This window comes from Streptomyces sp. NPDC001714, assembly GCF_042892755.1.
Taxonomy (GTDB): domain Bacteria; phylum Actinomycetota; class Actinomycetes; order Streptomycetales; family Streptomycetaceae; genus Streptomyces.
In genome coordinates this window covers 181,196-204,785 of sequence record NZ_JBIAUL010000020.1, presented here as the reverse complement: position 1 = coordinate 204,785, position 23,590 = coordinate 181,196, and the positions used below count along the sequence as shown (strand labels likewise).

Sequence of the window (23,590 nt, the reverse complement as noted above, 5' to 3'; positions counted from 1 at the left end):
GCTACGAGAAGACCGCGACCATCTACCTGGCCGGACTCCATATCGCCGGCATCTTCCTGTGGTCCGCCCCCTGATCCAAACGAAACAGCCTAGGCATCTGGCAGGCGTCGGGCAGGCGTCAGGCGTCAGGCGTCAGGTGAGCATGCCTTCGCGAAGGCGGGCGAGGGTGCGGGACAGGAGCCGGGAGACGTGCATCTGGGAGACGCCCAGGCGTTCGCCGATCTGGGCCTGGGTGAGTTCCTCCACGAACCGCAGGTGGATGATCTGCCGGTCGCGCTCGGCGAGTTCGGCGATCAGCGGAGCCAGGGTGTGGAAGTCCTCCACCAGTTCCAGCGCGGTGTCCTCGGCGCCGATGAAGTCCTGCAGGGCGCTCTCGCCGTCCGCGCTGCCGTTGATGGTGGCGTCCAGGGAGGCGGAGCTGTAGCCGTTGGCGGCCAGACGGGCCTCGCGCACCTCGTCCTCCGGCAGGCTCATCAGGTCGGACAGTTCCCTGACCGTGGGCGTGCGGCCGAGGCGGCTGCGGAGCTCCTCGGTGGCGCGGGCGAGCTGGACGCGGGCCTCCTGGAGCCGGCGCGGGACGTGCACGGCCCAGGTGGTGTCGCGGAAGAACCGCTTGATCTCGCCGACGATGTACGGCACGGCGAAGGAGGTGAACTCGACCTCGCGGGAGAGCTCGAAGCGGTCGATCGCCTTGATCAGGCCGATCATGCCGACCTGGACGATGTCCTCCATCTCCTCTGCCCCGCGGCTGCGGAAGCGGCCGGCGGCGAAGCGGACCAGGGACATGTTCATCTCGATCAGCGTGGTGCGCGCGTACTGGTACTCGGGCGTGCCCTCCTCCAGTACCGCCAGCTGGTCGAAGAACAGCCTCGACAGTTCCCGTGCGTCCTTCGGCGCGACCTTGCAAGGGTCCGCGATCTCCGGAACGTCCACGGTCTGCCCGACGGTCCGCACGGTTGTCGTCCGCATGATGCGCCCTCCCAGTCGATCGCCCTCGGCATCGCCGGCCCGTGGCTCGGCATGCACGCGCCTACCCCGGTCGCCGACCGGCATTCCTGGCGATCACCGACGTGCGGCGCTCAGGCGCCGGGTGCCCGGCCCACCTTGTCCGTGATGCCGAGGTCCAGCAGTGCCTGGTCCGCCGTGCCGAGGAAGGCGAGGGTCTTCCGGTCGAACACCCACACCGTGCGGCCGTCGCGGTCCTGGAGGCTCAGGCCGATGCCGGGGCGGCCGGTGCGTCCTCGGCGTCGGCGACGACCGAGACGCCCGGGATCCTCGCGGCCGCGCGGTAGAGGGCGGCGTCCAGTTCGGGCAGGAGCGTGGCGGCGGGCAGTTCCACGACCAGCCCTGTCCGCCCACCACCTGTCGTCCCTGTGGCGCCGATCACGCCGTGGTGAGCGTCGGGCTCGCTTACGGGGTCGAGGGGGCGTCGTCGGTCAGTACGTCCGCGGTCTGGGTGAGGTGCTGGACCAGGACCTCGGCCGCAGTGTCGGCGTCCCGGGCGAGCGCCGCCTCCTCCAGCCGGCGGTGTTCGCCGACACCGTCCCGGCCGGGGTTGCGGTGTGCCGACCAGCGGCGGGCCAGCTCGCTCGCGGTCCACATCCGGTCGAAGGTCTCCAGCAGGACGGGGTTGCCGCAGCCCTCCAGCAAGGTGCGGTGGAAGACCCGGTGGACCTCGGACCACGCGGCGCTGTAGTGCTCGCCCTCCTCCGGCAGGTATGCCGGGGTGCGGGCCAGCCGGTGGTGGGCGGCGCGCACGCGGGCCTCCCAGTCGACGTCGCCGCGCTCGACGGACATGCGCAGCATGACCGGTTCGATGGTCCGGCGGGCCTCCGCGAGCTGCTGCCAGCGGCGGTCGGAGAAGGCCGGAACGGCGAAGCCGCGGTTGGGCAGCCGGTCGGCGAGGCCGTCCCCGACCACGCGCACGAGCGCCTCGCGCACGACAGCCAGGCTCACGCCCTGCTCCCTGGCGAGGTCCTGCGGTTTCAGCGGGTCGCCAGGGGCGTGGTCACCGCGCAGGATCGCGCTCCGCAGGTGTGCGTAGACCTGCTCGGAGAGCATCTGCTTGCCCGCGGGGGCCGAACTGCGAGCCGTGTCAGTCATGCCCCGAGTGTAGACGATCTCCTAAATCATCGATTATTCGTGCTATCGTCGATGATGTGAGGGTGGCGGAGCGTGCACCCGCCACTGCCCAGCGCACAGCCTTGAGAGGACCGCCGAGATGAACGCCAACGACCCCTTCGCCCGTCTCCCCGAGGCGGCGTCCTTCACCGTCACCAGCACCACCGTCGCCGACGGTGCCGCCTGGCCGCCCGAGCAGCACGCCTCGGGCCTGCCCGGCGGGAAGGACGTCTCTCCGCAGCTGTCGTGGAGCGGCGCCCCCGAGGGCACCAGGAGTTACGCCGTCACCGTTTACGACCCGGACGCCCCCACCGGGTCCGGGTTCTGGCACTGGGCGGTCGCCGACATCCCCGCCACCGTCACCGAGCTGCCCGAGGGCGCCGGCGACGACACCGGCACCGGGCTGCCCGAGGGCGCCTTCCAACTGCCCAACGATGCCCGCCTGGCCCGCTACATCGGCGCCGCACCGCCGGCCGGGCACGGTGCGCACCGCTACTTCACCGTGGTGCACGCCCTGGACGTCGCCTCCATCGGCGTTCCGGCCGACGCCACCCCGGCCGTTCTCGGCTTCACCATGTCCGGCCACGTCCTCGGCCGCGCGGTGCTGACCGCCACCGCCGAGACGCGAGCCTGACCGGCGAGGGCCGCCGTACGGCCGGGACCGGTTTCGCTCCTTACGCCCTGGACACTCGGCACGGGAAGAGGAACAGGGGCAGGACGGACGAACCGGGCCCCGATCGGCCGGAGTCGGAAGGAAGATGAGCCGCCGTGACCGCGGAAGTCAGCAACCCGATCGCCGTTCGACGGCCCGAGACGGGCTGGGCGAGGGCGCGTCGCCTGCGTGGGCGAGGCATACGCACCTGTAGGCGCGCGACGCTCGACAACAACCGGGGACAGGTGCGGCCGGGGGACGACTGGAACGTCGTACGGGGCGAGGACTGACCGTCGTCACACGGACCCCCGAGGTCCCGCGGCTTGCTCACTCGGTGGTGTGAACTTCTCCCCGTGTGCCCTTAGTTGCCCGCGGAGCTATGGTTTTGGGTTGTTCTGCCCGGCCTAGACTCCGGGCCCATGTCGCTCTGGCTGCTCAACCACTTCAGTACGTTCACGCTGGCCGTCGTCACGGTCGGCGGCACCGTGGCCCTGGCGGTCGCCGGCAGCGTGCTGCTGCGGCGCAGGTATCCGTCGGTGGCCGGCGGGGAGCACAACGACATGGTCGGTGTGACGCTGGGGATGTTCGGCGCCATCTACGGGATCATCCTCGCGTTCGTGATCGTCACGCTGTGGACGCAGTTGGAGGACACCCAGACCATCGTCGCCGCCGAGGCCACCGACGCGGCGCTCATCACCCGTGACGCCGCCGCGTTCCCGGCGGCGGTGCGGGCCCGTCTCGACTCCGCCATGAGCGGCTACGTCCACGCGGTCGTCGAGGACCAGTGGCCGCGGATGCGCGCGGGGCACCCCAGCTACGGGGCCACGGAGACCCATCTCCGGGCCGCCTTCCAGGTGCTGCAGACGTACGACCCGAAGAGCGAGCGGGAGCAGGTCTTCTACGAGCAGACCGTCAGCCATCTCGACGACGTCGCCTCCCAGCGGCGTGCCCGCATCACCATGGCCCGCCAGGAACTTCCCCCGCTGCTCCAGGTCCTGGCCGTCGGCGGCGCACTCGTCCTGGTCCCGCTCACGTTCCTGTTCGGCATGCGCAAACTGAGAGTCCAGATCCTGTTCGTCGCCTCGGTCGCCGGGCTCGTCGGCTTCAGCCTGCTCCTCGTCTTCGTCCTGGACCGCCCCTTCTCCGGTGACCTCAGCGTCAGCCCGGCCCCGTACCGGGAAGGGGCCCTCGCCCAGTACTGGCCCTCGACGCAGCGCTGAGTACGGCAGGGCGTCCCCGGCGGGCCACCGGGGTCCCGGCGGCCCGCGGCTACGCCCGGGCCGGGGGCCGGCCGTACCGGGCCGCGCCCGACGAGCCGGAGCAGGGGCTCCGGCATACGCTGATCGAGGGGGTGCGTTCGGGTGAATCGCACACCGGAAGGGGCGCCCCGATGGACGACTACCCGCTGATCGAGAACCACGGGCTGATCGGCGATCTCCAGACCGCGGCGCTGGTGACCACCGACGGGGCGATCGACTGGTTCTGCTCCCCGCGGTTCGACTCGCCGAGTCTGTTCGGGGCCCTGCTGGACAAGGACAAGGGCGGCCACTGCACGGTCCGGCCGGCGCACCCGACCTGTTCGACCAAGCAGTTGTACCTGCCCGACACGGCGATCCTGGTGACCCGGTTCATGACCGAGGCGGGCGCCGGCGAGGTGATCGACTTCATGCCCGTGACCGGTACGACGGTCACGGACCGGCACCGCCTGGTCCGCCTGGTCCGCTGCGTGCGCGGCACCATGAGCTTCGACGTGGAGATCGCCCCGCGGTTCGACTACGGGCTCATGAAACACCAGTTGCACATCACCCCGCACGGAGCGGTCTTCGCCGCGGAGGACGGCACGGAACTCACCGTGCACCCCATCCGGGAGCCGGAGGACCCGCGGCTCGCGGAGGTGCTGACGTACCGGGACGCCGACCTGCAGGTCTCGCTCACCCTGGAGGCGGGCGAGCAGCGCGGGCTGATCCTGGAGACGGGTGCCGAGGGGCCGCCCAGGGAGATCCGGCGCGCCGAACACGAGCGGCTCTTCGGCGAGACCGCGGCGTTCTGGCGGTCCTGGCTGGCGCAGTCGCGCTACGCGGGGCGCTGGCGGGAGGTGGTGGAGCGGTCCGCGATCACGCTGAAGCTCATGACCTTCGCCCCCAGCGGCGCCGTGGTCGCCGCTCCCACGGCGGCCCTCCCGGAGCAGCTGGGCGGCGAACGCAACTGGGACTACCGCTTCACCTGGATCCGGGACGCCTCCTTCTCCGTGTACGCCCTGCTGGGACTGGGCTTCACGGAGGAGGCCAGGGCGTTCATCATCTGGCTGAGCGACCGGGTCAAGGAGCGGGCCGGCAGCGCGGGCAACACGGGCCCGCTCAACATCATGTACAAGGTCGACGGCTCCTCCGACCTGAACGAGCGGATCCTCGACCACTGGGAGGGCTACGCGGGGTCCGCCCCGGTCCGGATCGGCAACGGCGCCGCCACCCAGCTCCAGCTGGACATCTACGGAGAGGCGCTGGACAGCATCTACTTCGCGCACCGGCACGGCTTCCAGGTCGGGCACGGGGGCTGGACCTCGCTGCGTACGGACCTGGACTGGCTGGCCGACCACTGGAACCAGGCAGAGGAGGGCATCTGGGAGACCCGCGGCGGCCGCCAGGACTTCACGTACGGCCGGGTGATGTCGTGGGTGGCGTTCGACCGCGCGCTGCGCCTCGCCGAGTCGAAGGGGTGGCCGTCCGCGGCCGGCCGCTGGCAGGCCGAGCGGGACGCCGTCTACGAGCAGGTCATGGCCAAGGGGTGGAGCAGGGACCGGCAGGCCTTCGTCCAGCACTACGGCACTGAGGTCCTGGACTCCTCGCTGCTGCGCATGGCGACGGTCGGGTTCCTCACTCCCGGCGACCCGATGTGGGCGTCGACCCTGGACGCCATGGAGGAGGAACTGGTCAGCGACAGCCTGGTCTACCGCTACAACCCCGACGCCTCGCCCGACGGCCTGCGCGGTTCGGAGGGCACCTTCTCGCTGTGCACGTTCATGTACGTCGACGCGCTGGCGCGCGCGGGCCGTACCGACCGGGCGCGGCTCGTCTTCGAGAAGATGATGGGGTACGCCAACCACCTGGGCCTGTACTCCGAGGAGATCGACCCGACGGGCCGTCAGCTCGGCAACTTCCCGCAGGCGTTCACCCACCTCGCCCTCATCGACTCGGCCATCACCCTGAACGAGGCCCTCGACAGCCGGCGGCTCCAGCAGGTCTAGGAACGCTCCCGCCGCAGGTCGGCGTCGGTGAGGCCGTCCAGTTCACCGTGGGTGTCCGCAGTACAGGAAGGGCGACGGAGTCGCCGAGCACGAACTGTACGGGCGTGCACACCGCCGCGAGTCTGAAGGGGACGGAGAAGCCGGGCCGGTGGTAGCGGTCCCGGCGGCCGCGCAGCCGTCCGGCGGCGTAGAGGCCGACCACCGCCGGGCGAGCAGCAGGGCGGTGGCGTCGCCGCGGCGCAGCCCGTAGCCGTGCATGACGAGCGTGATCAGCGGCAGCGCCACGCCCAGGGGCACCAGGATGATGTGGGAGGCCAGGGGAAGGCCAGCTTCGACCGGGCCGGCAGCGTCTGCGCCGGTGCGTCGGCCGGCAGCAGGACCGTGTGCGTGTAGTCGTCCCCCCGGGGCCGACGCGGACGGGACGGGTCAGCCGCCGGTGGCGAAGCCCGGGAAGAGCGTCATCCCGCCGTCGACGTACAGGGTGGCGCCCACGACGTAGTCCATGAGGTCGGAGGCGAGGCCCACGGCCGCGTAGCCGATGTCCTCGGGGTCGCCGATGCGGTTGTAGGGGATCAGCCGCAGCAGGTCCTCCCGGGCCTGGGGCGTCTCCCAGGCGCCGCGGTTGATCGGGGTCTTGATGGCCCCGGGGGCGATCGCGTTCACGCGGATCTTCTTCGGCGCGAGCTCCTGGGCCAGCGTCTCCATCATCATCTGCACGCCGCCCTTGGAGGAGGCGTAGTTGACGTGCCCGGCCCACGGGATGATCTGGTGCACCGAGCTCATGCAGATGATCTTCCCGGCCGCGCGCGACACCTCGGGTACGACACCTCGGCGCAGGAACTCCTTGGTCGCCTCGCGAGCGCACAGGAACTGTCCGGTGAGGTTGACGTCCAGGACCTTCTGCCACTGGGCGAGGGTCATCTCGGGGAACGGGGCGTCGCGCTGGAGTCCCGCGTTGGCGACCAGGATGTCGATCGTGCCGAACTCCTCGACCATCCGGTCCATCATGGCGACGACCTGCTGCTCGTCGGAGACGTCCGCCTCGTAGGCGGCCGCCCGGACCCCGAGGCCGGTGATCTCCTCGACCACCTTCTCGGCCTCGTCGCCGCCGGCCACGTAGTTGACGACGACATCGGCCCCCGCCCGGCCCAGGGCGACGGCGGTCGCCCGGCCGATGCCGGAGTTCGCGCCGGTGACCAGAGCCTTCTGGCCCTTCAGCAGATGCGCGGGGATCACGCCCTGGGGGGCGCCCTCGGTGGAACTCACGGTGTCCTGCTCCTCCACTGCGTGCCCGCCTCCGCCGAGCCCGTCGCCCGGAGGTCCGGGCCTCAGCCAAACACCGGGGCGGGACGACGGCATGGCGCACCGGACCGCGTTGCGCTGCCCGGCGGAGGATCTTCGCCCGCTCGGGGGCCGGGCGCCGCGCGGGCTCAGCCCAGCCGCTCCAGCAGGTGGTCGCCGACGCGCAGGGCGTTCGCGATGGCCGTCAGCGACGGATTCACCCAGTCGTCCGCGCCCAGGTACCAGTCGTGCAGGGCGGGGGTCTCCTGGAACCGGGTGTCGTCGGGTTCCTCCGAGACGGCCATCAGCGTCAGGTTGTTGTGGCGCATGCGGTACCGGCCGACCACGTCTGCACTGTTCGCGAGGCCGCGCGGATGCCGGTCGTTCGCCGAAGCCAGTGGCAGCGCCGTCGAGTTGACGGCCCCGCGGGCCCACCACCACCTCGAGGTCGTCGTAACCGAGCGGCCAGGGCGGGGGAGATGCCGTCGTGGTGGCGGAGTCCGCTGAAGTCCTCGGGGCGCAGCCGGAACAGCGCCGCGCCGTAGAACTCGGTGTTCCCGCCGACGTAGTGGTTCACCCCGGGCGGGAACTCGTCGCCGTGCCGGTCCAGCCAGAACTCCGAGGCCCGGTACGTGGCCTTCACGAACACGGCCGTGGAGTCCCCGTTGTCGCCCTCCTGCTGCTGCGGGCGCTCCTGCCGGCACCGAACCCCCGGGACGGGCAGGCCACACTCCCGGCGTGGGCGGAGTGCGTCGCCCGGGCGACGCGACCGGGCGCCGGCGCCCGGTTTCCCGGGGTGCGGGCGATGTGGGCGCGGCATACGCTGATCGGGTGAAACGGCAGGATCTCCAGGCGGTCCCACCGCCGCCGGCCGCCTTCGCGCGTTGACGGATTCCTTCGAGCGTTCCTTGCCGCGATCACCAAATCGTTCCTGCGGAGACCCGACAGGCGTGGTGCGCCGCCTCGCCGTGCGCGGAGGCGGACACGGCGGGGGCCGACGGCATCGGGGGCCCGCAGCCTGCAGCCCCTGTGGAGGCCGCGATGCGAGTCGTCGTTGATCTTTCCCGATGTGAAGGGTATGCGCAGTGCGCGTTCCTGGCTCCGGACGCGTTCCGGATGCACGGCGAGGAAGCGCTGATGTACGACCCGGAACCCGACGACGCCCAGCGCGACCGGGTGCTGCGCGCCGCGGCGGCCTGCCCGGTCCAGGCGATCCTGGTCGACCGGTTGGAGGGGCGGCCGGAGAGACGGGACGCACGGTTGGAGGCGTCGAGGCCATGACCAGTGCCGACAACCTGCGTGCGTTCAGGCGCGAGGGCCGCATCGTGATCGTCGGGGCGTCGCTGGCGGGGCTGCGGGCCGCGGAGGCTCTGCGGGACGAGGGTTTCACCGGATCGCTGACGATGATCGGTGACGAGCTGGGCGAGCCCTACGACCGGCCTCCCCTGTCCAAGCAGGTCCTCACGGGGTGGGTGCCCGCCGAGGGCACCAGGTTGCCGCGGCGGCGTGAGATCGACGCGGAGTGGCTGCTGGGGGTGCCGGCGAGGGGTCTTGACCTGGCCACCGACCACGTGCGGCTCGCCGACGGACGGGAGGTGCCCTTCGACCGGGTGCTGATCGCCACCGGGGTGCGGGCCCGGCCGTGGTTCGTGGAGTCCGAGGCGGCGCTGGACGGGGTGTTCGTCGTCCGGACCCGTGAGCACGCCGAGGGGCTGCAGCGGGCGCTGGCCGCGGGGCCCTCGCGGGTGCTGGTCATCGGGGCGGGGTTCACCGGCTCCGAGATCGCGTCGGTCTGCCGGGAGCGGGACATCCCGGTGACCGTCGCCGAGCTCGCGCCGTACCCGCTGGTCGGGGCGCTCGGCGCGATGATCGGCGAGGTGGCGGCGCAGATGCAGCGGGCCCACGGTGTCGACCTGCGGTGCGGTGTCAAGGTCACCCGGCTGGAGGGCGACGCCCAGGGACGGCTGCGCCGTGCGCACTTCGACGACGGCAGCACGGTCGACACCGACGTGGCGGTGGTCGCGCTCGGGGGCATCCGCAACACCGAGTGGCTGCAGGGCTCCGGACTGGCGGCGGGTGTCTGGGGCATCGCCTGCGACACGGGCTGCCGCGCCCTCGACCTCAACGGCCTGGTCACCGACGACGTCTTCGTCGCCGGTGACGTGGCGCGCTGCCCCAACCCGGTCTACGAGTACCGGCTCATCTCCCTGGAGCACTGGGCCAACGCCGTGGAGCAGGCCGAGGTCGCGGCCCACAACATGGTCAACGGCCAGGCGGAGCGCTGGCCCCACCTGTCCATCCCGCGGTTCTGGTCGATCCAGTTCGGCGTCAACATCAAGTCCGTCGGCGTGCCCACCTTCGCCGACGAGGTGGTCGTCAGCCAGGGGTCGGTGTCCGACCACCGCTTCGTCGCCGCGTACGGCTACCAGGGCCGGGTCACCGCGGCGGTGACCTTCAACAACGCGAAGTGGCTCGACCACTACCGGCGGCTCATCGAGACGGCCGCGCCCTTCCCGCCGCCCTGCCCCACGCCGGACCAGCCCGTCGACACGAAACCGGTGCCCGTCGACTTCCCCGGCCCCACCCTGCTCGCCCAGGGCGCCACCGTGGTCGTCACCGGACACGACCCGGGCGAACGCCGCGTCACCGCCGCGCACCAGCACCACCGGTAGGCCCGCCGGCAGGACCACCGGAGGAAAGGACAGCGAGATGACCACGACCGAGACGCCCGACACGCTGCGCCGGATCCTCGACCACTCCTCCCGGGCCGACCCGTACCCGCTCTATGCCGAGCTGCGCAGGACACCGGTGGCCCGGCAGGAGGACGGCAGCTACGTCATCAGCACGTACCGCGAGCTCGAGGACATCCTGCACAACCCGCACCTGAGCTCCGACGTCCGCAACCTGTCGCATCCGATGCCCTCGGCCGAGGGAGCGGCCACACCGGCGTTCATCAACATGGATCCGCCCGAGCACGACCGCCTGCGGCGGATGGCGATGCGGCACTTCGGCCCCCCGCACACCCCGGGGCTGGTGACCGGCCTGGAACCCGCCCTGGCCGACACCGTCGGCGGGCTGGTCGACGACGTCGCGGGCAAGGAGCGGATCGACGTCGTCGACGACCTCGCCTACCCGTTCCCCGTCACGGTGATCTGCCACCTGCTCGGCGTGCCGCGCGAGGACGAACCACGGTTCCGGGTGTGGGTCAACGACCTCATCAACTCGATCGACTACGACGCCAGGGTCGACCCCGAGGAGAAACTCACCAAGGGCGTGCAGGCCCGCCAGGACCTGCGCCAGTACCTCGGCGGACTGGTGGAACAACGCCACGGCCACCCGAGCGACGACCTGTTGTCACGGCTGGCCAACGACGACGGGCCGGACGGGCGGATGACCGACGAGGAGATCATCAGCACCGCCAACCTGCTGCTGATCGCCGGCCACGAGACCACCGTCAACCTCATCGCCAACGGCATGCTGACGCTGCTGCGCCACCCGCAGGTGCTGCAACGGCTGCGCGACGAACCGGACCTGATCGTGCCGCTGGTCGAGGAACTGCTCCGCTACGAACCCCCCGTGCAGATCATTCCCTGGCGCGCGGCGTACAGCGACGTCACCGTCGCCGACACCGTCATCCCCAGGGGCTCGCAGATCATGCTGATGCTGGCCTCGGGCAGCCGCGACCCGAACCGCTTCCACGATCCGGACCGCTTCGACCCCGACCGGCGCGACAACCGGCACCTCGGCTTCGGCAGCGGCATCCACCTCTGCTTCGGCGGCCCGCTGGCCCGACGCGAGGCCCAGATCGCGCTGACCGAGCTGGTACGCCGCCTCGACCACCCCAGGCTGGTCGCCGACCCGCCCCCGTACCGGCGCAGCCCCGTGCTGCGCGGGCCGATCCATCTGCAGGTCGAGCAGAACGGCGGTTAGCGCGGGCTATTGCACAGCTGTGACAGCGGACGCACAGCTCCGTCACCCCCTGTCGGAAGACTTCTCCCATCGCAGTGTCGTTCACAGCCCTGGGGGAACCTCGATGTCCGCTCGTCACCGTCGGAGCACCGCCGCCGTCACCACCGCGAGTGCCGCCGCACTGTTCACGCTGTGCGCCGCGGCCGCCACCGCGACGGCCGTTCCGTCCTCAGGCAGCGTCGCCTCGGTCGCCGTGCCCCGGGGGCTCAGCATCAGCAACGGCACCCGGCACGTCGTGGTCGGCGGCAGGTCGATCGACTTCGGCACCATCGTGCGCGACCTGGCCTGGAACCCCGGCGGCAGCAAGGCCGCCTTCGTCGACGGGCACGGAAACCTCGTCGTCTCCGACCCCGACGGCGGCCACCGCGTCACCGTCGCCGTCAACCCGGGCGGGCAGACCTGGTCCCACCCCACCTGGCAGGTGACCGCCGCCGACCGGGCGAACCACATCCCCGCGAAGAACAACCTCATCTTCTCGGCCAAGATCCACGGCCACACCGTCCTGGAGGGCGTCAAGGCCACCAGCAACCACGGCAAGCCGGCCCGGATCAGCCTGAACGGCGACCCGGGCGACGGCAACGTCCCCCAGACGGACAACACCTGGCCGAACGTCGGCGGCACCTACGGCACGGCCGTCTACGAGAACACCCACACCGGCGAGGTCTACATCCGCGACGACTACCTGCGGCAGCAGGGCGGGGCGCTGACCAAGGGGTCCGAACCCGCCCTCTCGCCCGACGACGAGGAGGTCGTCTTCGTCCGCTCCGTCCACGGGCACGACCACCTCTTCGTCGAGGACTTCGGCGGCTCCACCACCGTCGTCAAGGACGTCACCCCCAACGCCACCACCGACTACACCGAGCCCACCTGGTCGCCCAACGGCAAGACGATCGCCTTCCGGGCTCCGACCGGGACGTACACCATCACGAAGACCGCCCACGGCTTCGGCAAGCCCGTCAAGGTCTCCACGCACACCGGCCTGCCCGCCTACCGCGGCTGATCGCCGCCCGACCTGCCGCCGGAGCGGGCGAGTTCGGCCTCCAGCTCCGGCAGGTGCTGGTCGGCGGTGTCGTGCGGCAGGTACTCGACCACGTCGAGGAAACGGAACAGGACCCGGGTCCCGGTGACGGCGAACTCGTAGTCGCCGTACCCCACCACGGCACCCATCTCCCCACGGACGGCGCCCCGGACGACATGCGCGGTCATGTCGTCCGGGCTCTGGGCCGTGAGCCCCCGCCGCGCGTTGGGGCGCGCCAGGTACGGGCAGACCATCGAGGCGTAGAGCATGCACGCGCGGTGCCCCGGACCCTCCAGGGTCGCCGCCATGTTGCGGTACGGACGCCCGGCGGAGAGCGCCTCGCGGATCGCGCCGCTCTCCGCGGCACCGACCACCCGCCACACCGGGCCCCTGGGCATCAGCGTGTTGCAGACCGAACAGAGCCGCCGGCGCGCACACTCGGCGCTGCGCCCGTAGTCGGTGAGCGCGAACTGCGGCTCGTCGCCCTCCCACGGCGTGATGGCGGGTACCGGATAGCCGCGGCTGTCACGAGGCCTGGCCTCGACGGTCGCCGGCATGGGAACGGAATCGAATCGCACACCCCATGGTGAACCACACGGTCCCGCCGCCGCCTCACTTTCCCGTGCGTCCGGTCTCCGGCTGCGTGTCGATGCGGTACCCGGCGCCGGGGACCGTGGCGATGATCCAGGGTTCGCCGAGCCGCTTGCGCAGTGCCGAGACGGTGATGCGCACGGCGTTGGTGAACGGGTCGGCGTTCGCGTCCCACGCGCGTTCCAGGAGTTCCTCGGCGCTGACGACACCGCCTTCGGCGCCGACTAGGACTTCGAGCACGGCGAACTGCTTCCTGGTCAGCGCGACATAGTGCCCGTCGCGGTAGACCTCCCTGCGGAACGGGTCGAGACGCAGCCCCGCGATCTCCCGTACGGGGGGCCGGCTGTGGGCGCGTCTGCGGTCGAGTGCTCTGAGCCTGAGCGCGAGTTCCTGGAGTTCGAAGGGTTTCGTGAGGTAGTCGTCGGCGCCGAGTTCGAAGCCGGACGCCTTGTCGTCGAGACGGTCGGCCGCGGTGAGCATGAGGATCGGCATGCCGCTGCCGGAGGCGACGATGCGCCGGGCGATCTCGTCTCCCGACGGCCCGGGGATGTCGCGGTCGAGGACGGCGATGTCGTAGTTGTTGACGCCCAGCAGTTCCAGTGCCGTGCCACCGTCCCCCGCGATGTCGGCGGCGATCGCCTCCAGACGCAGGCCGTCGCGGATGGCCTCCGCCAGATAGGGCTCGTCCTCGACTATCAGCACACGCATGTCATCGAGGCTACGGGCCGGCACCTATGGCCGGCGTATCGAAATCCGCATACGCGCCGGCAACAGCCCACGGTCTTGGCTGGAGGCATGTCCTACGGCGAACCAATCCGGTGAAGGACGGTTTCGTCTTCGTGGACGAGCTCGTTCCCGGAATACGTTGGGATGCGAAGTACGCCACCTGGGACAACTTCACCGGCAAACCGGTGGACGGATTCCTGGCCAATCGAATCGTCGGTACGAGCGCTCTGTGCGCGGGTCTGGAAAAGGCGCGGCAAAAGGCGGCGTCCCTCGGCTTCGGACTGCTTCTCTGGGACGGTCACCGCCCGCAGCGCGCCGTGGACTGCTTCGTGCGCTGGTCGCGGCAGCCGGAGGACGGCCGGACGAAGCCAGGTCGGGCCACAGCCGGGGGAGCACCGTCGACCTGACCCTGTATCACCTGGCCTCCGGTGAACTCGCTCCCATGGGCGGCGGCCATGACCTGATGGATTCGATCTCGCATCACGGAGCGGAAGGGATCACGCCGGCCGAGGCGGCCGACCGTCGATATCTGCGCTCTGTCATGGCGGCCTCCGGTTTTGGCTCCTACGGGTGCGAGTGGGGGCACTACACGCTGAAAGACGAGCCTTATCCGGACACCTATTTCGATTTTCCCGTCACCGGGTCGACCGCCGCCGGTATGACCTCGCCGCTTCGGGGAACCCGGTAACCCGACAGAGGTCATGGAAAGCACTGGGAGGCACGGTCATGATCGCTCTCGGCATCATCCTGCTCATCGTCGGATTCCTCACGGGCATATCGATCCTGTGGACGCTGGGCATCATTCTGCTCGTCGTCGGTGCCGTCTTCTGGATCATGGGATCCATGGGCCACGCGGTGGCCGGCCGACGTCACTACTGGTGAGCGTGACAGCGCGCTGCCACCGGAGTGTCAGGAGGTGAGGACGGAGTTCGCGTCTCCGGGCGCCGGCTCCGGCCTCACTTCGTGAAGGTGAGGTACTTCCAGGCGCCGTACGTCGTCGTGTTCACGCTGTCGCCCGAACCGCTGATGTAGGAGTCGCGGACCCGGAAGCGGTAGCCGGTGGGCGGGGTGCCCGTGAGCGTGACGACGGACCTGCCCGTGGAGTCGAGCTTGAAGTACTCCTTGTCCGTGGTCTGCCAGACGCCGTCGTAGTAGACCTGGACCTGCAGCAGCTGCTTGCGTCCCGGGTACGCCGTCATCGTGGTCGTGACGACCGGGTCCTTGGACTGCTTGAAGTACGAGTACGTGTGGTTCCACGTGTACTTGGTCCGGTAGGCGCCCCCGAGGGCCGTGGCGACCTTCACCCGCGCGCCGACCGTGCTCGTCGCCGTCCCCGGCGCGTAGCGGGCGTCGCCGGTGAACTTCGCCGTGAGCTTGGTCTTCCGCTTCAGGGTGACGGTGACCGAGAGGTTGCCGCCGGAGCTGACCGTGCCGGACTTCACCAGGGTGTTGGGCCTGTCCGAGCCGTACGGGTCGGCCCAGATCTCGACCTTGCGGTTCTTGTAGGTCGTGCCGAGGTGCGCGGTGAACGTGACGGACCTGCCGTAGTCGTACGCCTTGCCGTTGTTGTTCAGCGTCAGCGTGGGCGTGGCACGCGAGACGTCGACGGTGTCCGAGGCCGTCGCCGCGGTGTGCGTGGTGTCGCCCGCGTACGTCACCGTGTACTTCACCCTGCCGCCGGCCGGCGGGGTGTCCGTGAAGGAGTAGGCGCCGCCCGTGCCCAGGTACCTGGTGCCGAGGAACTTGCCGTTCGGCGACTCCAGGTCGGTGCGGGTGACCTGCAGCGGGGTGCCCGCGGGCAGCGCCAGGTTCGCGGTGAGCTTTCCCCTGACGGTGAGGGACTTGGCGCGGGTCGCCTTCGCCGGGGCGTCGGCGGTCAGGGTGGGGGCGTACATGCGGGGCGCGTCGACGGTCTGGAACCGCATGGCGTCGCTGCGCCCGGTCAGCACGAACAGCCGTGAGCCGTCGGCCGACCAGCTGGTGGAGTGGCCGCCGGCCGGCATCCAGTCGCGCGACAGGTCGCGGACGCTGGCCGGCCGGTCGGGGTCGGTGCCGAAGACAAACGTGTCGCCGGTGTTGTCGGTGTCGAGCACGGTGGCCGCGACGGTGCCGTCCGGGGCGATGCTGACCGTCTCCGGGTTCCGGGCGATCGGGAAGGTGCGCACCTCGGACAGGTCGGAGAGGCGGTACTCGGTGAGCACCCCGACCCCGGGGCCGGTGACGACGACGTTCTGGCCGTCCGGGGTGAGGGCCGCGTCCTGGTAGGAGCCGCCCTTCTCGGCGGTGACGCGGATCGCCGGGGTGCCGGAGGAGATGTCGTAGACGACGATCGGGCCGGAGCTGATGCCGCCGTCGAGGGCGAGCAGGGTGCCCGGGTTGTCGGGGTCGGCGTAGAGCATCGGCGGGCTCGCGAAGTCGTGGCCGGCCGCCAGGTCGAGGGTCACCGCGGGCGTCGGGGCGGTCAGGTCGACCTCGCCGAGCCCCGATTCCCACTGGTCGCCGTAGCCGAACCACAGCCTGCCGTCGGCGTAGGCGAGCCGCGAGGGGGCCGTCTTGTCGCCCGTCGGGTACTCGGCGGTCTGCGTGAGCTGTCCGGTGTCGATGGCGACGATCTCGTCGGCGCCGCCGACCGCGGCCCACAGCGTGCCGGAGTCCGGGCTCAGCTCCAGGTCGCCGACCTGGGACAGCCCGGTGAGTTCGGTGACGACCTTGCCGGCGAAGTCGGTGACGACGATCTGGCTGTCGTAGCTGTCGCTGATGAAGACCCGCTGGTGGACGCCGTCCACCACGGTGTCGGTGGCGCCCCAGACCGGTATGGACGTGCTGGAGTCGGCGGACGCCGGTGCGGCGAGCACCACCGAGCCGAAGAGGGCCGCCAGGGCTGTGGCGGCCGGAAGGGTGCGCAGACGCACGGTGTCGATCCCCCCGGAACTGGGAAAAGCCAAAGTGAACGAAGAGTAAACGACGTCGCGGGGTGGCGCGGCACCGGGATCCTCCTCAGCTCCGGAAGCCGTCGCAGAGGTCGAGGATCCTGGTGAACGGCCTGCGGAGCACCACGGCGGCGGGCTCTCTGTCGTTCTCGGCGTACCGGGTCAGTCCGGCGCGGGCGGCGTCCGTGTCGGCGCCCGGATCCCGCCCCGCGAGGACCGCCTCCAGGGCGCGCCCGGTGGTCTCGGCGACCGGGAGGAGAGAGGTCCGGGCCAAGGAGAGCGCCGGGGTGGGCCCGTCGCGCACGCTGAAGAACTCGCCCTCGGCGGCCAGGGAGAGGAGATGGGGCACCGCCCGGACGGCGAGGTCGATCCGGTCGCCCAGTTCGGTCACCTCGCCGCGGTGGCGCCGCCGCAGCGGATTGAACCGCAGGGCCTTCTCCGCCTCCCGCGCCCGCGCCCCGTAGCCGCGCAGCCGGTCCGCCGCCGCCTGCGCCGACGTCCGGTTCGCGCGCGCCGCGTCCGGGGACCCGATCGCGCGCGTGGTGCGCACTAGGCTCTCCGCGAGGCCGTCCGCGCACTCCCGTGCCAGCGCCGCCGCCTCCTTGCGGGGGTCCCGCGGCCAGAGCAACGGACCGAGGACGGCGGTGACGGCACCTCCCAGCGCGTTCTCCCACAGCCGGGCGAGGCCGTACGACTCCGGTGAGGGGTTGGCGAAGACCAGCAGCGAGGTCACCGCGACCTGCACGTTCAGCGTCGTCCCGGAACTGATGACGGTCCCGCCGAGCAGGGCCAGCCCCATCACGACGGCGAGGACGAGCGTGCTCGGCCGGAAGAGGCTGACCACGGTGACGCCCAGGGCCACGCCGGCCATCACGCCGAGGATCCTCAGCAGCAGTGCCGTCAGGGAGGAGGCGGAGTCACCGCGCAGGCACAGCAGCGGGACGATGGCGGCGAACACCGGTGGCTGGTCGGCTCCGGCCCACAGCGCCGTCTGCCAGCAGAGCACCGCGATCACCAGGATCCGGGCCGCCGTCGGCCCCTGCATCCGGAGCCTGCGGCCCACCCGCGCCCACGGGAAAACGCCCGTCACCCGCCCACTTTAGGCACACATCACGGTCTGTCGCTCTGTGGCGACACCCCGTGGCGCCGCGTCCGCCGTCTCCGTCGCGTGCTCGTCAGGAGGCACCGGAGGACGAGCCCTTCCTGGCGGCAGGCGATCGGCTGGTGGCCGTTCCCGTGCTCCGTCCGTCCTACCTGCGGCGGCGGACCGCCGCGGCCTGGGGCAGGTCGCCGGTGCCGCCCAGGACGACGACCTGGAAGGCGGCGCGGAGATAGGCGGTCACGAAGCGGGAGATCCTGCGGGTGCTGTGCATGGCGGGTCACCTTCCTGCCGGGGTCGGTCCTGGGGCCGGTGCTGCGAACGGGGGCTCGGGCGTCACCAGTTGACGGCGTCGTCCATCGACTGCTGCCAGTACGTGACCTTGAGCGAGTCGTCGACGTAGACGCCCTTCGCGGGCAGCGGCGGGTGGGCGCCCGTGCCGACGCTCTCGTTGCCGGAGCGGCCGTGGAAGTAGACGGTCAGGGAGTTCACGGTGTGGCCGTCGGCGCCGCTGCCGTCGGTGGCGGACAGGTTCACCGAGGCGTAGCCGGACTCGCCCGGCGCGAGCGTGACGACCGCCTGCGGCTGCGAGTCCTCGATGACCGGGGGGACGGACTGGGCCTCGCCGAAGCGGACGGCCGGGTAGGAGTAGAGGTAGCAGGTCCTGCTGCCGGTGTTGGTCACCGTGAGGAGCATGTGGTTCACCGGGCGGTTCAGCGGGGCCGCGACCGTCTTGGTGTTGGACCCCTCGCAGGTGACCGGCTTGCCGGCCGCGGCGGTCGCCTTCGAGGCGGGGGTGGTCACGGCGGACCTCGGTGTGCCGGTGGCGGTGCCGGTGGCGGGCTTGGCCTCCGCGGTGGAGGCGGCGGACGGGGCGTTCGCGGCGGGGGAGTTCGGGGCCGGGTCGGTGGCCGCCACGACGCGCTCGGCGTGGACGCCCGTGCCGTCGTTGCACGCGGTCAGGGACAACGCGGCGAGTACGACGGTGGTGGCGGTGCCGACGAGACGGGTGCGGGAGGTGCGGAGGCTGGACATGCGGACGTGCCCCTTCGTTGTTCGGGTGGCGGTGGTGATTGGATGACCGAAGCCTGCGAGGCGATCTGTCCCAACCGCCAGCCACGACGGGCAGTTGGGGACACTGGAACGCGGAAACGGGCTCTGGCCAGGGTGAACACCGTGACCCTGGAACGCGGGACTGGAACGCGAGGGGATGGGGGGACGGGTGTCAGGGGCAACAGGGGCCGACGCGGCGGAGGCGTTCGCGCTGCTGCTGCGGGAGCTCAAGGACCGCTCGGGTCTCAGCTACGGAGTGCTCGCCAAGCGGCTGCACATGAGCACGTCGACGCTGCACCGGTACTGCAACGGCACGGCGGTGCCCGTCGAGTACGCACCGGTGGAGCGCCTCGCACGGGTCTGCCGGGCGACGCCGGACGAGCTGGTGGAGCTGCACCGGCGCTGGATCCTGGCGGACGCGGCACGGGGGAGCCGGGCGGACCAGGCCGCGGCGACGGCTGCGCCGCGGCAGGCTGACGCCGCCGCGTCACACGGCCCCGACGACGGTGAGGAGCCGGTCGGCGTCGACTCCGCCGCGTCACACGGTGCCGGCGACGGTGAGGAGCCGGTCGGCGTCGACTCCGCCGCGTCACACGGTGCCGGCGACGGTGAGGAGCCGGTCGTCGTCGACCTGCCGCCGCAGCCCGCGGCGCCGCGCCGGCGCCGTACCGCGCTGATCGCCGCCGTGGCGGTGGCCGCCGTGCTGGGGGCCGTCGTGTTCGCCGTGCATCCGTCGTTCGGCGGCAAGAACGGCGGCGCGGGCGACCGGCAGGCGGCCGGTGACGCCGCCGCGATCACCGGCACGGCGGACACCGGGAAGACCTCGGACTCCCCGTCCCCGAGCGCGCACGGACGCAAGCCCTCCGCATCGGCCTCCGCCACCCCCACCGAGTCCGCGGGGACCGGGTCCGGCGGTTCGGCGGCCGACGGCAAGCAGGGCGGCGGGGCCCAGGACGCCGACGGCGGCACCACCGGCACCGCCGTCCCGCTCACCGTCAACACGCGTCCCTACGTCTACGACGACCCCTGCAGCCAGCACTTCCTCGTCGACAGCGAACCCGCGCAGGTCGGCCCGCCGGCGAGCGAGCAGGACGCCCCGCGCTGGGCCGCGGCGTACGGTGCGGTGTCCTCGGACGAACAGGAGGTCGCCCTCACCGTCCAGGGCACCGGCGCGGAGACCGTCGTCCTGGAGGCGCTGCACGTGCGCGTGCTCAGCAAGGACGCGCCGCTCGCCTGGAACGACTACGCGATGGGCGTCGGCTGCGGCGGTGGCGTCGGGACCAAGTCGTTCGACATCGACCTCGACGACGGCAGCCCCACGGTCACCGCCAAGAACGGCCAGCGCGACTTCCCGTACAAGGTCAGCGAGTCCGACCCGGAGGTCTTCTACGTCTTCGCCCGCACCAAGGCCCACGACGTCCGCTGGGACCTCACCCTGGACTGGTCCAGCGGCAGCCGCCGCGGCACCGTCCACGTCGACAACACCGGCACCCCCTTCCGCACCAGCGCCGACGCCGGCCGCCCGGGCTACGACTACCCGCTGGGCGGCAGCGAGTGGATCCCACGGGGCAGCTGACGGGGTGTCGGCCCTTGGGGACGGCGGTGGCGCGCGGGGCGCGCGGAGCGGCGCGTGATCGTTGTCGTGCGCCATCTCGGGGCGGAGATATGGGAACTCCGCTTCCGTTTGTGGCGGGTGTGCTGAAGTCTTGGATACGCGGTTCGCTGCACCGAGGGGGGCTTCGGGGCGGCGGGCGGCCATGGCCAAGGCGTGGGCACCAGCAGCCCACAGCCGCAGTCCACGGTGCTTCTGCCGGGACTGCCGGCGCCTCCCGGCCTGATCTGTCGGTCTTCAGGGTGGTTCTCTCGGATCCACGAACCGAGATCCACAAACAGGGGGAAGTTATGAAGATCATCCTTTGCGTCTGGCATCGGACCAGAGGTCCTCAGACCCACGAGTGAGACAGCGGTTCGTCGGATCCGCCGACCCACCGCGAATTCCGTGCCGCACCCGACGCCGCGGCTGCCCGCCTCAGGACCAGGCAGCCGCGTTCCAGGGGCGCCGTTTTCCGGTCTGCGTATGCCCGCAGGCCGGCTCATGGACGAGGACACCACCATGCGCATCTGCGTACTCGGGCAGGGCTATGTCGGCCTGCCCCTGGCCCTCAGGGCCGCCGAAGCCGGACATGTCGTCACCGGCTTCGAACCCGACCAGGAACGCTGCGGCAAGCTGGCCGCCGGCAGGTCGTACGTCGAGGACGTCGGGTCCGACCGCCTCCGGGACGTGCTGCGTTCGCAGGCCTACCGGCCCAGCTCCGACCCGAAGGACCTCAAGGGTTTCGACGTCGCGGTCATCACCGTGCCGACACCGCTGACCGACAGAGCCCCGGACCTCACCTGCGTACGGGAGGCAGGAAGGCTGCTGGCGGTCCGGCTGGAGCCCGGAGCCACCGTCGTACTCGAGTCGACCACGCACCCCGGCACCACCCGCGACGTGCTCGTCCCTCTGCTGGAGGAGGGTTCGGGCCTGGTGGCGGGCCGTGACTTCCACGTCGGGTTCAGCCCCGAGCGCATCGATCCCGGCAACGCCGACTGGCGGCTGGAGAACACGCCCAAGATCGTCGCGGGGCTCACCGGCGCCTGCCTGGCACGGGTGAAGTCCTTCTACGACTCGGTCACCGAGATCACCGTGCCGGCCTCCGGACTGGAGGAGGCCGAGCTGGCCAAGGTCTTCGAGAACACCTACCGGCACGTCAACATCGCGCTGGTCAACGAGCTGTCCCGGATGGCCCACACGCTCGGCGTCGACGTGTGGCACACCCTCGAACTCGCGGCGACCAAGCCGTTCGGGTTCACCCGGTTCCTGCCCGGCCCGGGGGTCGGCGGACACTGCCTGCCCATCGACCCGGTCTATCTCAGCCACCACGTCAAGGCGCGGCACGGACAGACGTTCCGGCTCATCGAACTGGCCCAGGACATCAACGAGAGCCAGCCCGACTACGTGGTGCGGCGGCTGCAGGACGCGCTCAGCAGCCGCTTTTGCCGCAGCGTGCACGGCGCACGCATCCTCGCCCTCGGCGCGGCCTACAAGCCTGGCACGTCCGACGCGCGGCAGTCGCCCGCCGTCCAGGTCATCGACCGGCTGCGGGCCATGGGCGCCGACGTCGTCGTCGTGGATCCCCACCTGGCCGACGGCGGCCGCCGGCAGATCCCCTTCGGCGCGGCGGCGGACGGCGAGAGCGTCGCCGACTTCGACGCCGTCGTGCTGCTCACCCCGCACCCGGAATTCGACCTCGCCCGGATCGCCGACGAGGCGGCCTACGTGCTCGACACCCGGGGCGTCATGGCGCCCGCGCCGCACATCGAGCGGCTCTGAGGCACCCGAGCTCTCGAGCTCTCGAGCTCTCGAGCACCCGAAGAACAAAGGACGGAAACATGTACGGACACAACGGTGTGGGTGCCGCGATCGGCACCGCCGCGGGAGGCGCGGCGCTGGCCGCCACCGGCGGCACGGAGCTGGGCTGGATCGTGCTGGGCGCGATGCTTCTGGTACTCGGCGGGGTCTCGGTCTTCCGGCTGGCCACCCGCGGCAGGCGGGTGACGGCTTGAGCACCCCACCACGGGCCCGGTTCACCGCGGTGACCGCGGTGGTGGCGGCGGCCCTCGCCGCTGCCACCGTGGTGGTCCACCTCCAGTCGAAGAGCCCGATTCTCACGTTCTACTGGTGGCTGGGCATGGTGGTGATCCTGCTCTGCCTGCTCTCGTTCCTCAAGGGCCGCTCGTTCGCCCACCTGCCGGTCGCTCCCGGCCGTACCGTGGCCATCGTCCCGGCGTTCGAGGAACCCACGGAGAACCTGCACCGCACGGTGCGCTCGCTGCTGGCCCAGACGCGGCCCGTCGACGAGATCCACGTGATCGACGACGGCTCCCGGCAGCACCCCGTGGAGCCCTTCGACCACCCCCGGGTCTTCTGGCACCGGCAGGAGAACAAGGGCAAGCGCGGCGCCCAGGTCACCGTGCTCCGGTACCTCCAGGAGCAGGGCAGGCACTTCGACTTCGTCCTCACGATCGACTCGGACGGGGAGCCCTTCCCGGACGCGCTCGAACAGCAGCTGCGCGCCATGAGCAACCCGAGGATCCAGGCGACCACCGGGATGATCTACATCCGCAACTTCGAGGAGAGCTGGGTCTCCCGGGCCGCGGACATCGACATCGGCACGTCCTGCGTGATGATGCGCTCCTCACGCTCCATGCTCGGCGCGCTGGAGACCACCTCGGGGGCGCTGGCCCTCTACCGGGCCGAGCTGCTCTACGACCACCTGGACGCCTACGAGGTCGAGTGCGGCACGGGCGACGACCGGTGGCTGGCACTGCGGGCCCTCATGCGCGGGGAGGTCGTGGCCGTCAACGAGGCCGGCGTGGTCACCGACATGCCGACCACGCTCGGCAGGACGTACCGTCAGCGGCTGCGCTGGGCCCGCTCCTGGTGGTGGATGCTCCCGTTCGTGTACGCGCGGCTCTCCTTCAAGCAGCTCATATCGCCGACGTTCGGTCTGCTCCAGCTCGTCATCACGCCGATCATGCTGGCCTGGACCGCCGTCATGACGGTGCTGACCATCGGCGGGCGGTACCACAACCCCGGCGTGGCCCTGGTGTACCTCGGCACGTACCTCGTCGTCCGGTACGGCCAGGCGGGCCTGTACGTGCTCATGCGGCCCGACCTGACCACCCGCCAGCGCTGGCGCTCCTGGCTCGTCGGAACACCGGCGGCGGTGTTCATGAACATCGTGCTGCTGTGTCCCACCCGCTACTGGGCCCTGTTCAAACTCCGCGACAACGCCTGGCAGTCGCGCGGACTGACCGCGAGGACCGCGCTGCCGGCGGGTCCGCGGGCGTCCTGAACGCGCGT

22 protein-coding genes and 2 pseudogenes are annotated in these 23,590 nt (G+C 71.2%); 13 read left to right on the top strand and 11 right to left on the bottom strand.

Annotation, left to right across the window (positions count from 1 at the left end):
• Positions 1 to 132: 132 nt before the first annotated feature.
• From ACFY0P_RS40610 to ACFY0P_RS40600, 3 genes are all read right to left on the bottom strand, one after another.
• A complete protein-coding gene (locus ACFY0P_RS40610) occupies positions 133 to 969 on the bottom strand; it encodes an RNA polymerase sigma factor SigF (protein ID WP_388925393.1) in 837 nt (278 codons plus the stop codon).
• Positions 970 to 1,210: 241 nt separating this feature from the next.
• On the bottom strand, positions 1,211 to 1,339 hold the full coding sequence (locus ACFY0P_RS40605; RefSeq protein ID WP_388925390.1) for a hypothetical protein: 129 nt from the start codon (positions 1,337 to 1,339) through the stop codon (positions 1,211 to 1,213).
• A gap of 71 nt (positions 1,340 to 1,410) precedes the next feature.
• Positions 1,411 to 2,103, bottom strand: coding sequence for a GntR family transcriptional regulator (locus tag ACFY0P_RS40600; protein WP_388925387.1), 693 nt, complete (start codon positions 2,101 to 2,103; stop codon positions 1,411 to 1,413).
• 118 nt (positions 2,104 to 2,221) lie between these two features.
• On the opposite strand from ACFY0P_RS40600, the gene ACFY0P_RS40595 reads away from it, so the two are divergent.
• The 3 genes from ACFY0P_RS40595 to ACFY0P_RS40585 all read left to right on the top strand — a co-directional run bounded on the left by ACFY0P_RS40595 (position 2,222) and on the right by ACFY0P_RS40585 (position 6,017).
• Positions 2,222 to 2,755, top strand: a complete 534-nt coding sequence (locus tag ACFY0P_RS40595; protein WP_388925384.1) for a YbhB/YbcL family Raf kinase inhibitor-like protein — start codon at positions 2,222 to 2,224, stop codon at positions 2,753 to 2,755.
• Positions 2,756 to 3,192: 437 nt separating this feature from the next.
• Positions 3,193 to 3,993 carry a DUF4239 domain-containing protein gene (locus ACFY0P_RS40590; RefSeq protein ID WP_388925382.1) on the top strand — a complete coding sequence of 267 codons (801 nt, stop codon included), beginning with the start codon at positions 3,193 to 3,195 and terminating at the stop codon, positions 3,991 to 3,993.
• 170 nt (positions 3,994 to 4,163) lie between these two features.
• Positions 4,164 to 6,017, top strand: a complete 1,854-nt coding sequence (locus ACFY0P_RS40585) for a glycoside hydrolase family 15 protein (RefSeq protein WP_388925379.1) — start codon at positions 4,164 to 4,166, stop codon at positions 6,015 to 6,017.
• 426 nt (positions 6,018 to 6,443) lie between these two features.
• Here the strand turns inward: ACFY0P_RS40585 and ACFY0P_RS40580 are convergent, their stop codons facing one another.
• Positions 6,444 to 7,283 carry an SDR family oxidoreductase gene (locus ACFY0P_RS40580; RefSeq protein WP_388925376.1) on the bottom strand — a complete coding sequence of 280 codons (840 nt, stop codon included), beginning with the start codon at positions 7,281 to 7,283 and terminating at the stop codon, positions 6,444 to 6,446.
• Positions 7,284 to 7,510: 227 nt separating this feature from the next.
• Positions 7,511 to 7,977, bottom strand: a pseudogene (locus ACFY0P_RS40575) (hypothetical protein); the annotation flags it as partial.
• A gap of 362 nt (positions 7,978 to 8,339) precedes the next feature.
• Here ACFY0P_RS40575 and ACFY0P_RS40570 point away from each other — a divergent pair.
• The 4 genes from ACFY0P_RS40570 to ACFY0P_RS40555 all read left to right on the top strand — a co-directional run bounded on the left by ACFY0P_RS40570 (position 8,340) and on the right by ACFY0P_RS40555 (position 12,267).
• Positions 8,340 to 8,579 carry a ferredoxin gene (locus ACFY0P_RS40570; protein WP_388925373.1) on the top strand — a complete coding sequence of 80 codons (240 nt, stop codon included), beginning with the start codon at positions 8,340 to 8,342 and terminating at the stop codon, positions 8,577 to 8,579.
• Positions 8,576 to 9,970, top strand: coding sequence for an NAD(P)/FAD-dependent oxidoreductase (locus ACFY0P_RS40565; RefSeq protein ID WP_388925370.1), 1,395 nt, complete (start codon positions 8,576 to 8,578; stop codon positions 9,968 to 9,970). Before ACFY0P_RS40570 ends, ACFY0P_RS40565 begins: the two co-directional genes overlap by 4 nt.
• A gap of 37 nt (positions 9,971 to 10,007) precedes the next feature.
• Positions 10,008 to 11,228: a cytochrome P450 gene (locus ACFY0P_RS40560; RefSeq protein ID WP_388925367.1), complete on the top strand. Its 1,221-nt coding sequence runs from the start codon at positions 10,008 to 10,010 to the stop codon at positions 11,226 to 11,228.
• A gap of 103 nt (positions 11,229 to 11,331) precedes the next feature.
• Positions 11,332 to 12,267, top strand: a complete 936-nt coding sequence (locus ACFY0P_RS40555) for a TolB family protein (protein WP_388925365.1) — start codon at positions 11,332 to 11,334, stop codon at positions 12,265 to 12,267.
• Here the strand turns inward: ACFY0P_RS40555 and ACFY0P_RS40550 are convergent.
• Positions 12,255 to 12,842 carry a hypothetical protein gene (locus ACFY0P_RS40550; protein ID WP_388925362.1) on the bottom strand — a complete coding sequence of 196 codons (588 nt, stop codon included), beginning with the start codon at positions 12,840 to 12,842 and terminating at the stop codon, positions 12,255 to 12,257. The two genes, ACFY0P_RS40555 and ACFY0P_RS40550, sit on opposite strands and share 13 nt — an antisense overlap.
• 55 nt (positions 12,843 to 12,897) lie before the next feature.
• Positions 12,898 to 13,584: a response regulator transcription factor gene (locus ACFY0P_RS40545; protein WP_388925359.1), complete on the bottom strand. Its 687-nt coding sequence runs from the start codon at positions 13,582 to 13,584 to the stop codon at positions 12,898 to 12,900.
• Between the two features lie 110 nt (positions 13,585 to 13,694).
• Here ACFY0P_RS40545 and ACFY0P_RS40540 point away from each other — a divergent pair.
• Both ACFY0P_RS40540 and ACFY0P_RS40535 read left to right on the top strand, forming a co-directional pair.
• Positions 13,695 to 14,290, top strand: a pseudogene (locus ACFY0P_RS40540) (M15 family metallopeptidase).
• A gap of 38 nt (positions 14,291 to 14,328) precedes the next feature.
• Positions 14,329 to 14,484, top strand: a complete 156-nt coding sequence (locus ACFY0P_RS40535; protein WP_351496377.1) for a DUF6131 family protein — start codon at positions 14,329 to 14,331, stop codon at positions 14,482 to 14,484.
• Between the two features lie 74 nt (positions 14,485 to 14,558).
• Here the strand turns inward: ACFY0P_RS40535 and ACFY0P_RS40530 are convergent, their stop codons facing one another.
• The 4 genes from ACFY0P_RS40530 to ACFY0P_RS40515 all read right to left on the bottom strand — a co-directional run bounded on the left by ACFY0P_RS40530 (position 14,559) and on the right by ACFY0P_RS40515 (position 18,666).
• Positions 14,559 to 16,514, bottom strand: a complete 1,956-nt coding sequence (locus tag ACFY0P_RS40530) for a YncE family protein (RefSeq protein ID WP_388925356.1) — start codon at positions 16,512 to 16,514, stop codon at positions 14,559 to 14,561.
• Positions 16,515 to 16,599: 85 nt separating this feature from the next.
• Positions 16,600 to 17,622, bottom strand: coding sequence for an aromatic acid exporter family protein (locus ACFY0P_RS40525; protein ID WP_388925353.1), 1,023 nt, complete (start codon positions 17,620 to 17,622; stop codon positions 16,600 to 16,602).
• A gap of 160 nt (positions 17,623 to 17,782) precedes the next feature.
• Positions 17,783 to 17,905 carry a hypothetical protein gene (locus ACFY0P_RS40520; protein ID WP_388925350.1) on the bottom strand — a complete coding sequence of 41 codons (123 nt, stop codon included), beginning with the start codon at positions 17,903 to 17,905 and terminating at the stop codon, positions 17,783 to 17,785.
• A gap of 62 nt (positions 17,906 to 17,967) precedes the next feature.
• A complete protein-coding gene (locus ACFY0P_RS40515; RefSeq protein ID WP_388925348.1) occupies positions 17,968 to 18,666 on the bottom strand; it encodes a DUF4232 domain-containing protein in 699 nt (232 codons plus the stop codon).
• A gap of 187 nt (positions 18,667 to 18,853) precedes the next feature.
• On the opposite strand from ACFY0P_RS40515, the gene ACFY0P_RS40510 reads away from it, so the two are divergent.
• From ACFY0P_RS40510 to ACFY0P_RS40495, 4 genes are all read left to right on the top strand, one after another.
• The gene (locus ACFY0P_RS40510; protein ID WP_388925345.1) at positions 18,854 to 20,260 is read left to right on the top strand and encodes a helix-turn-helix domain-containing protein; all 1,407 of its coding nucleotides are present in this window, start codon (positions 18,854 to 18,856) and stop codon (positions 20,258 to 20,260) included.
• A gap of 537 nt (positions 20,261 to 20,797) precedes the next feature.
• Positions 20,798 to 22,057 (top strand): nucleotide sugar dehydrogenase, encoded by a 1,260-nt coding sequence (locus ACFY0P_RS40505; RefSeq protein ID WP_388925422.1) that lies wholly within the window; start codon positions 20,798 to 20,800, stop codon positions 22,055 to 22,057.
• A 59-nt stretch (positions 22,058 to 22,116) separates the two neighbouring features.
• Positions 22,117 to 22,290: a hypothetical protein gene (locus tag ACFY0P_RS40500; RefSeq protein ID WP_388925343.1), complete on the top strand. Its 174-nt coding sequence runs from the start codon at positions 22,117 to 22,119 to the stop codon at positions 22,288 to 22,290.
• Positions 22,287 to 23,582 (top strand): glycosyltransferase, encoded by a 1,296-nt coding sequence (locus ACFY0P_RS40495; protein WP_388925340.1) that lies wholly within the window; start codon positions 22,287 to 22,289, stop codon positions 23,580 to 23,582. Before ACFY0P_RS40500 ends, ACFY0P_RS40495 begins: the two co-directional genes overlap by 4 nt.
• Positions 23,583 to 23,590 lie beyond the last annotated feature (8 nt).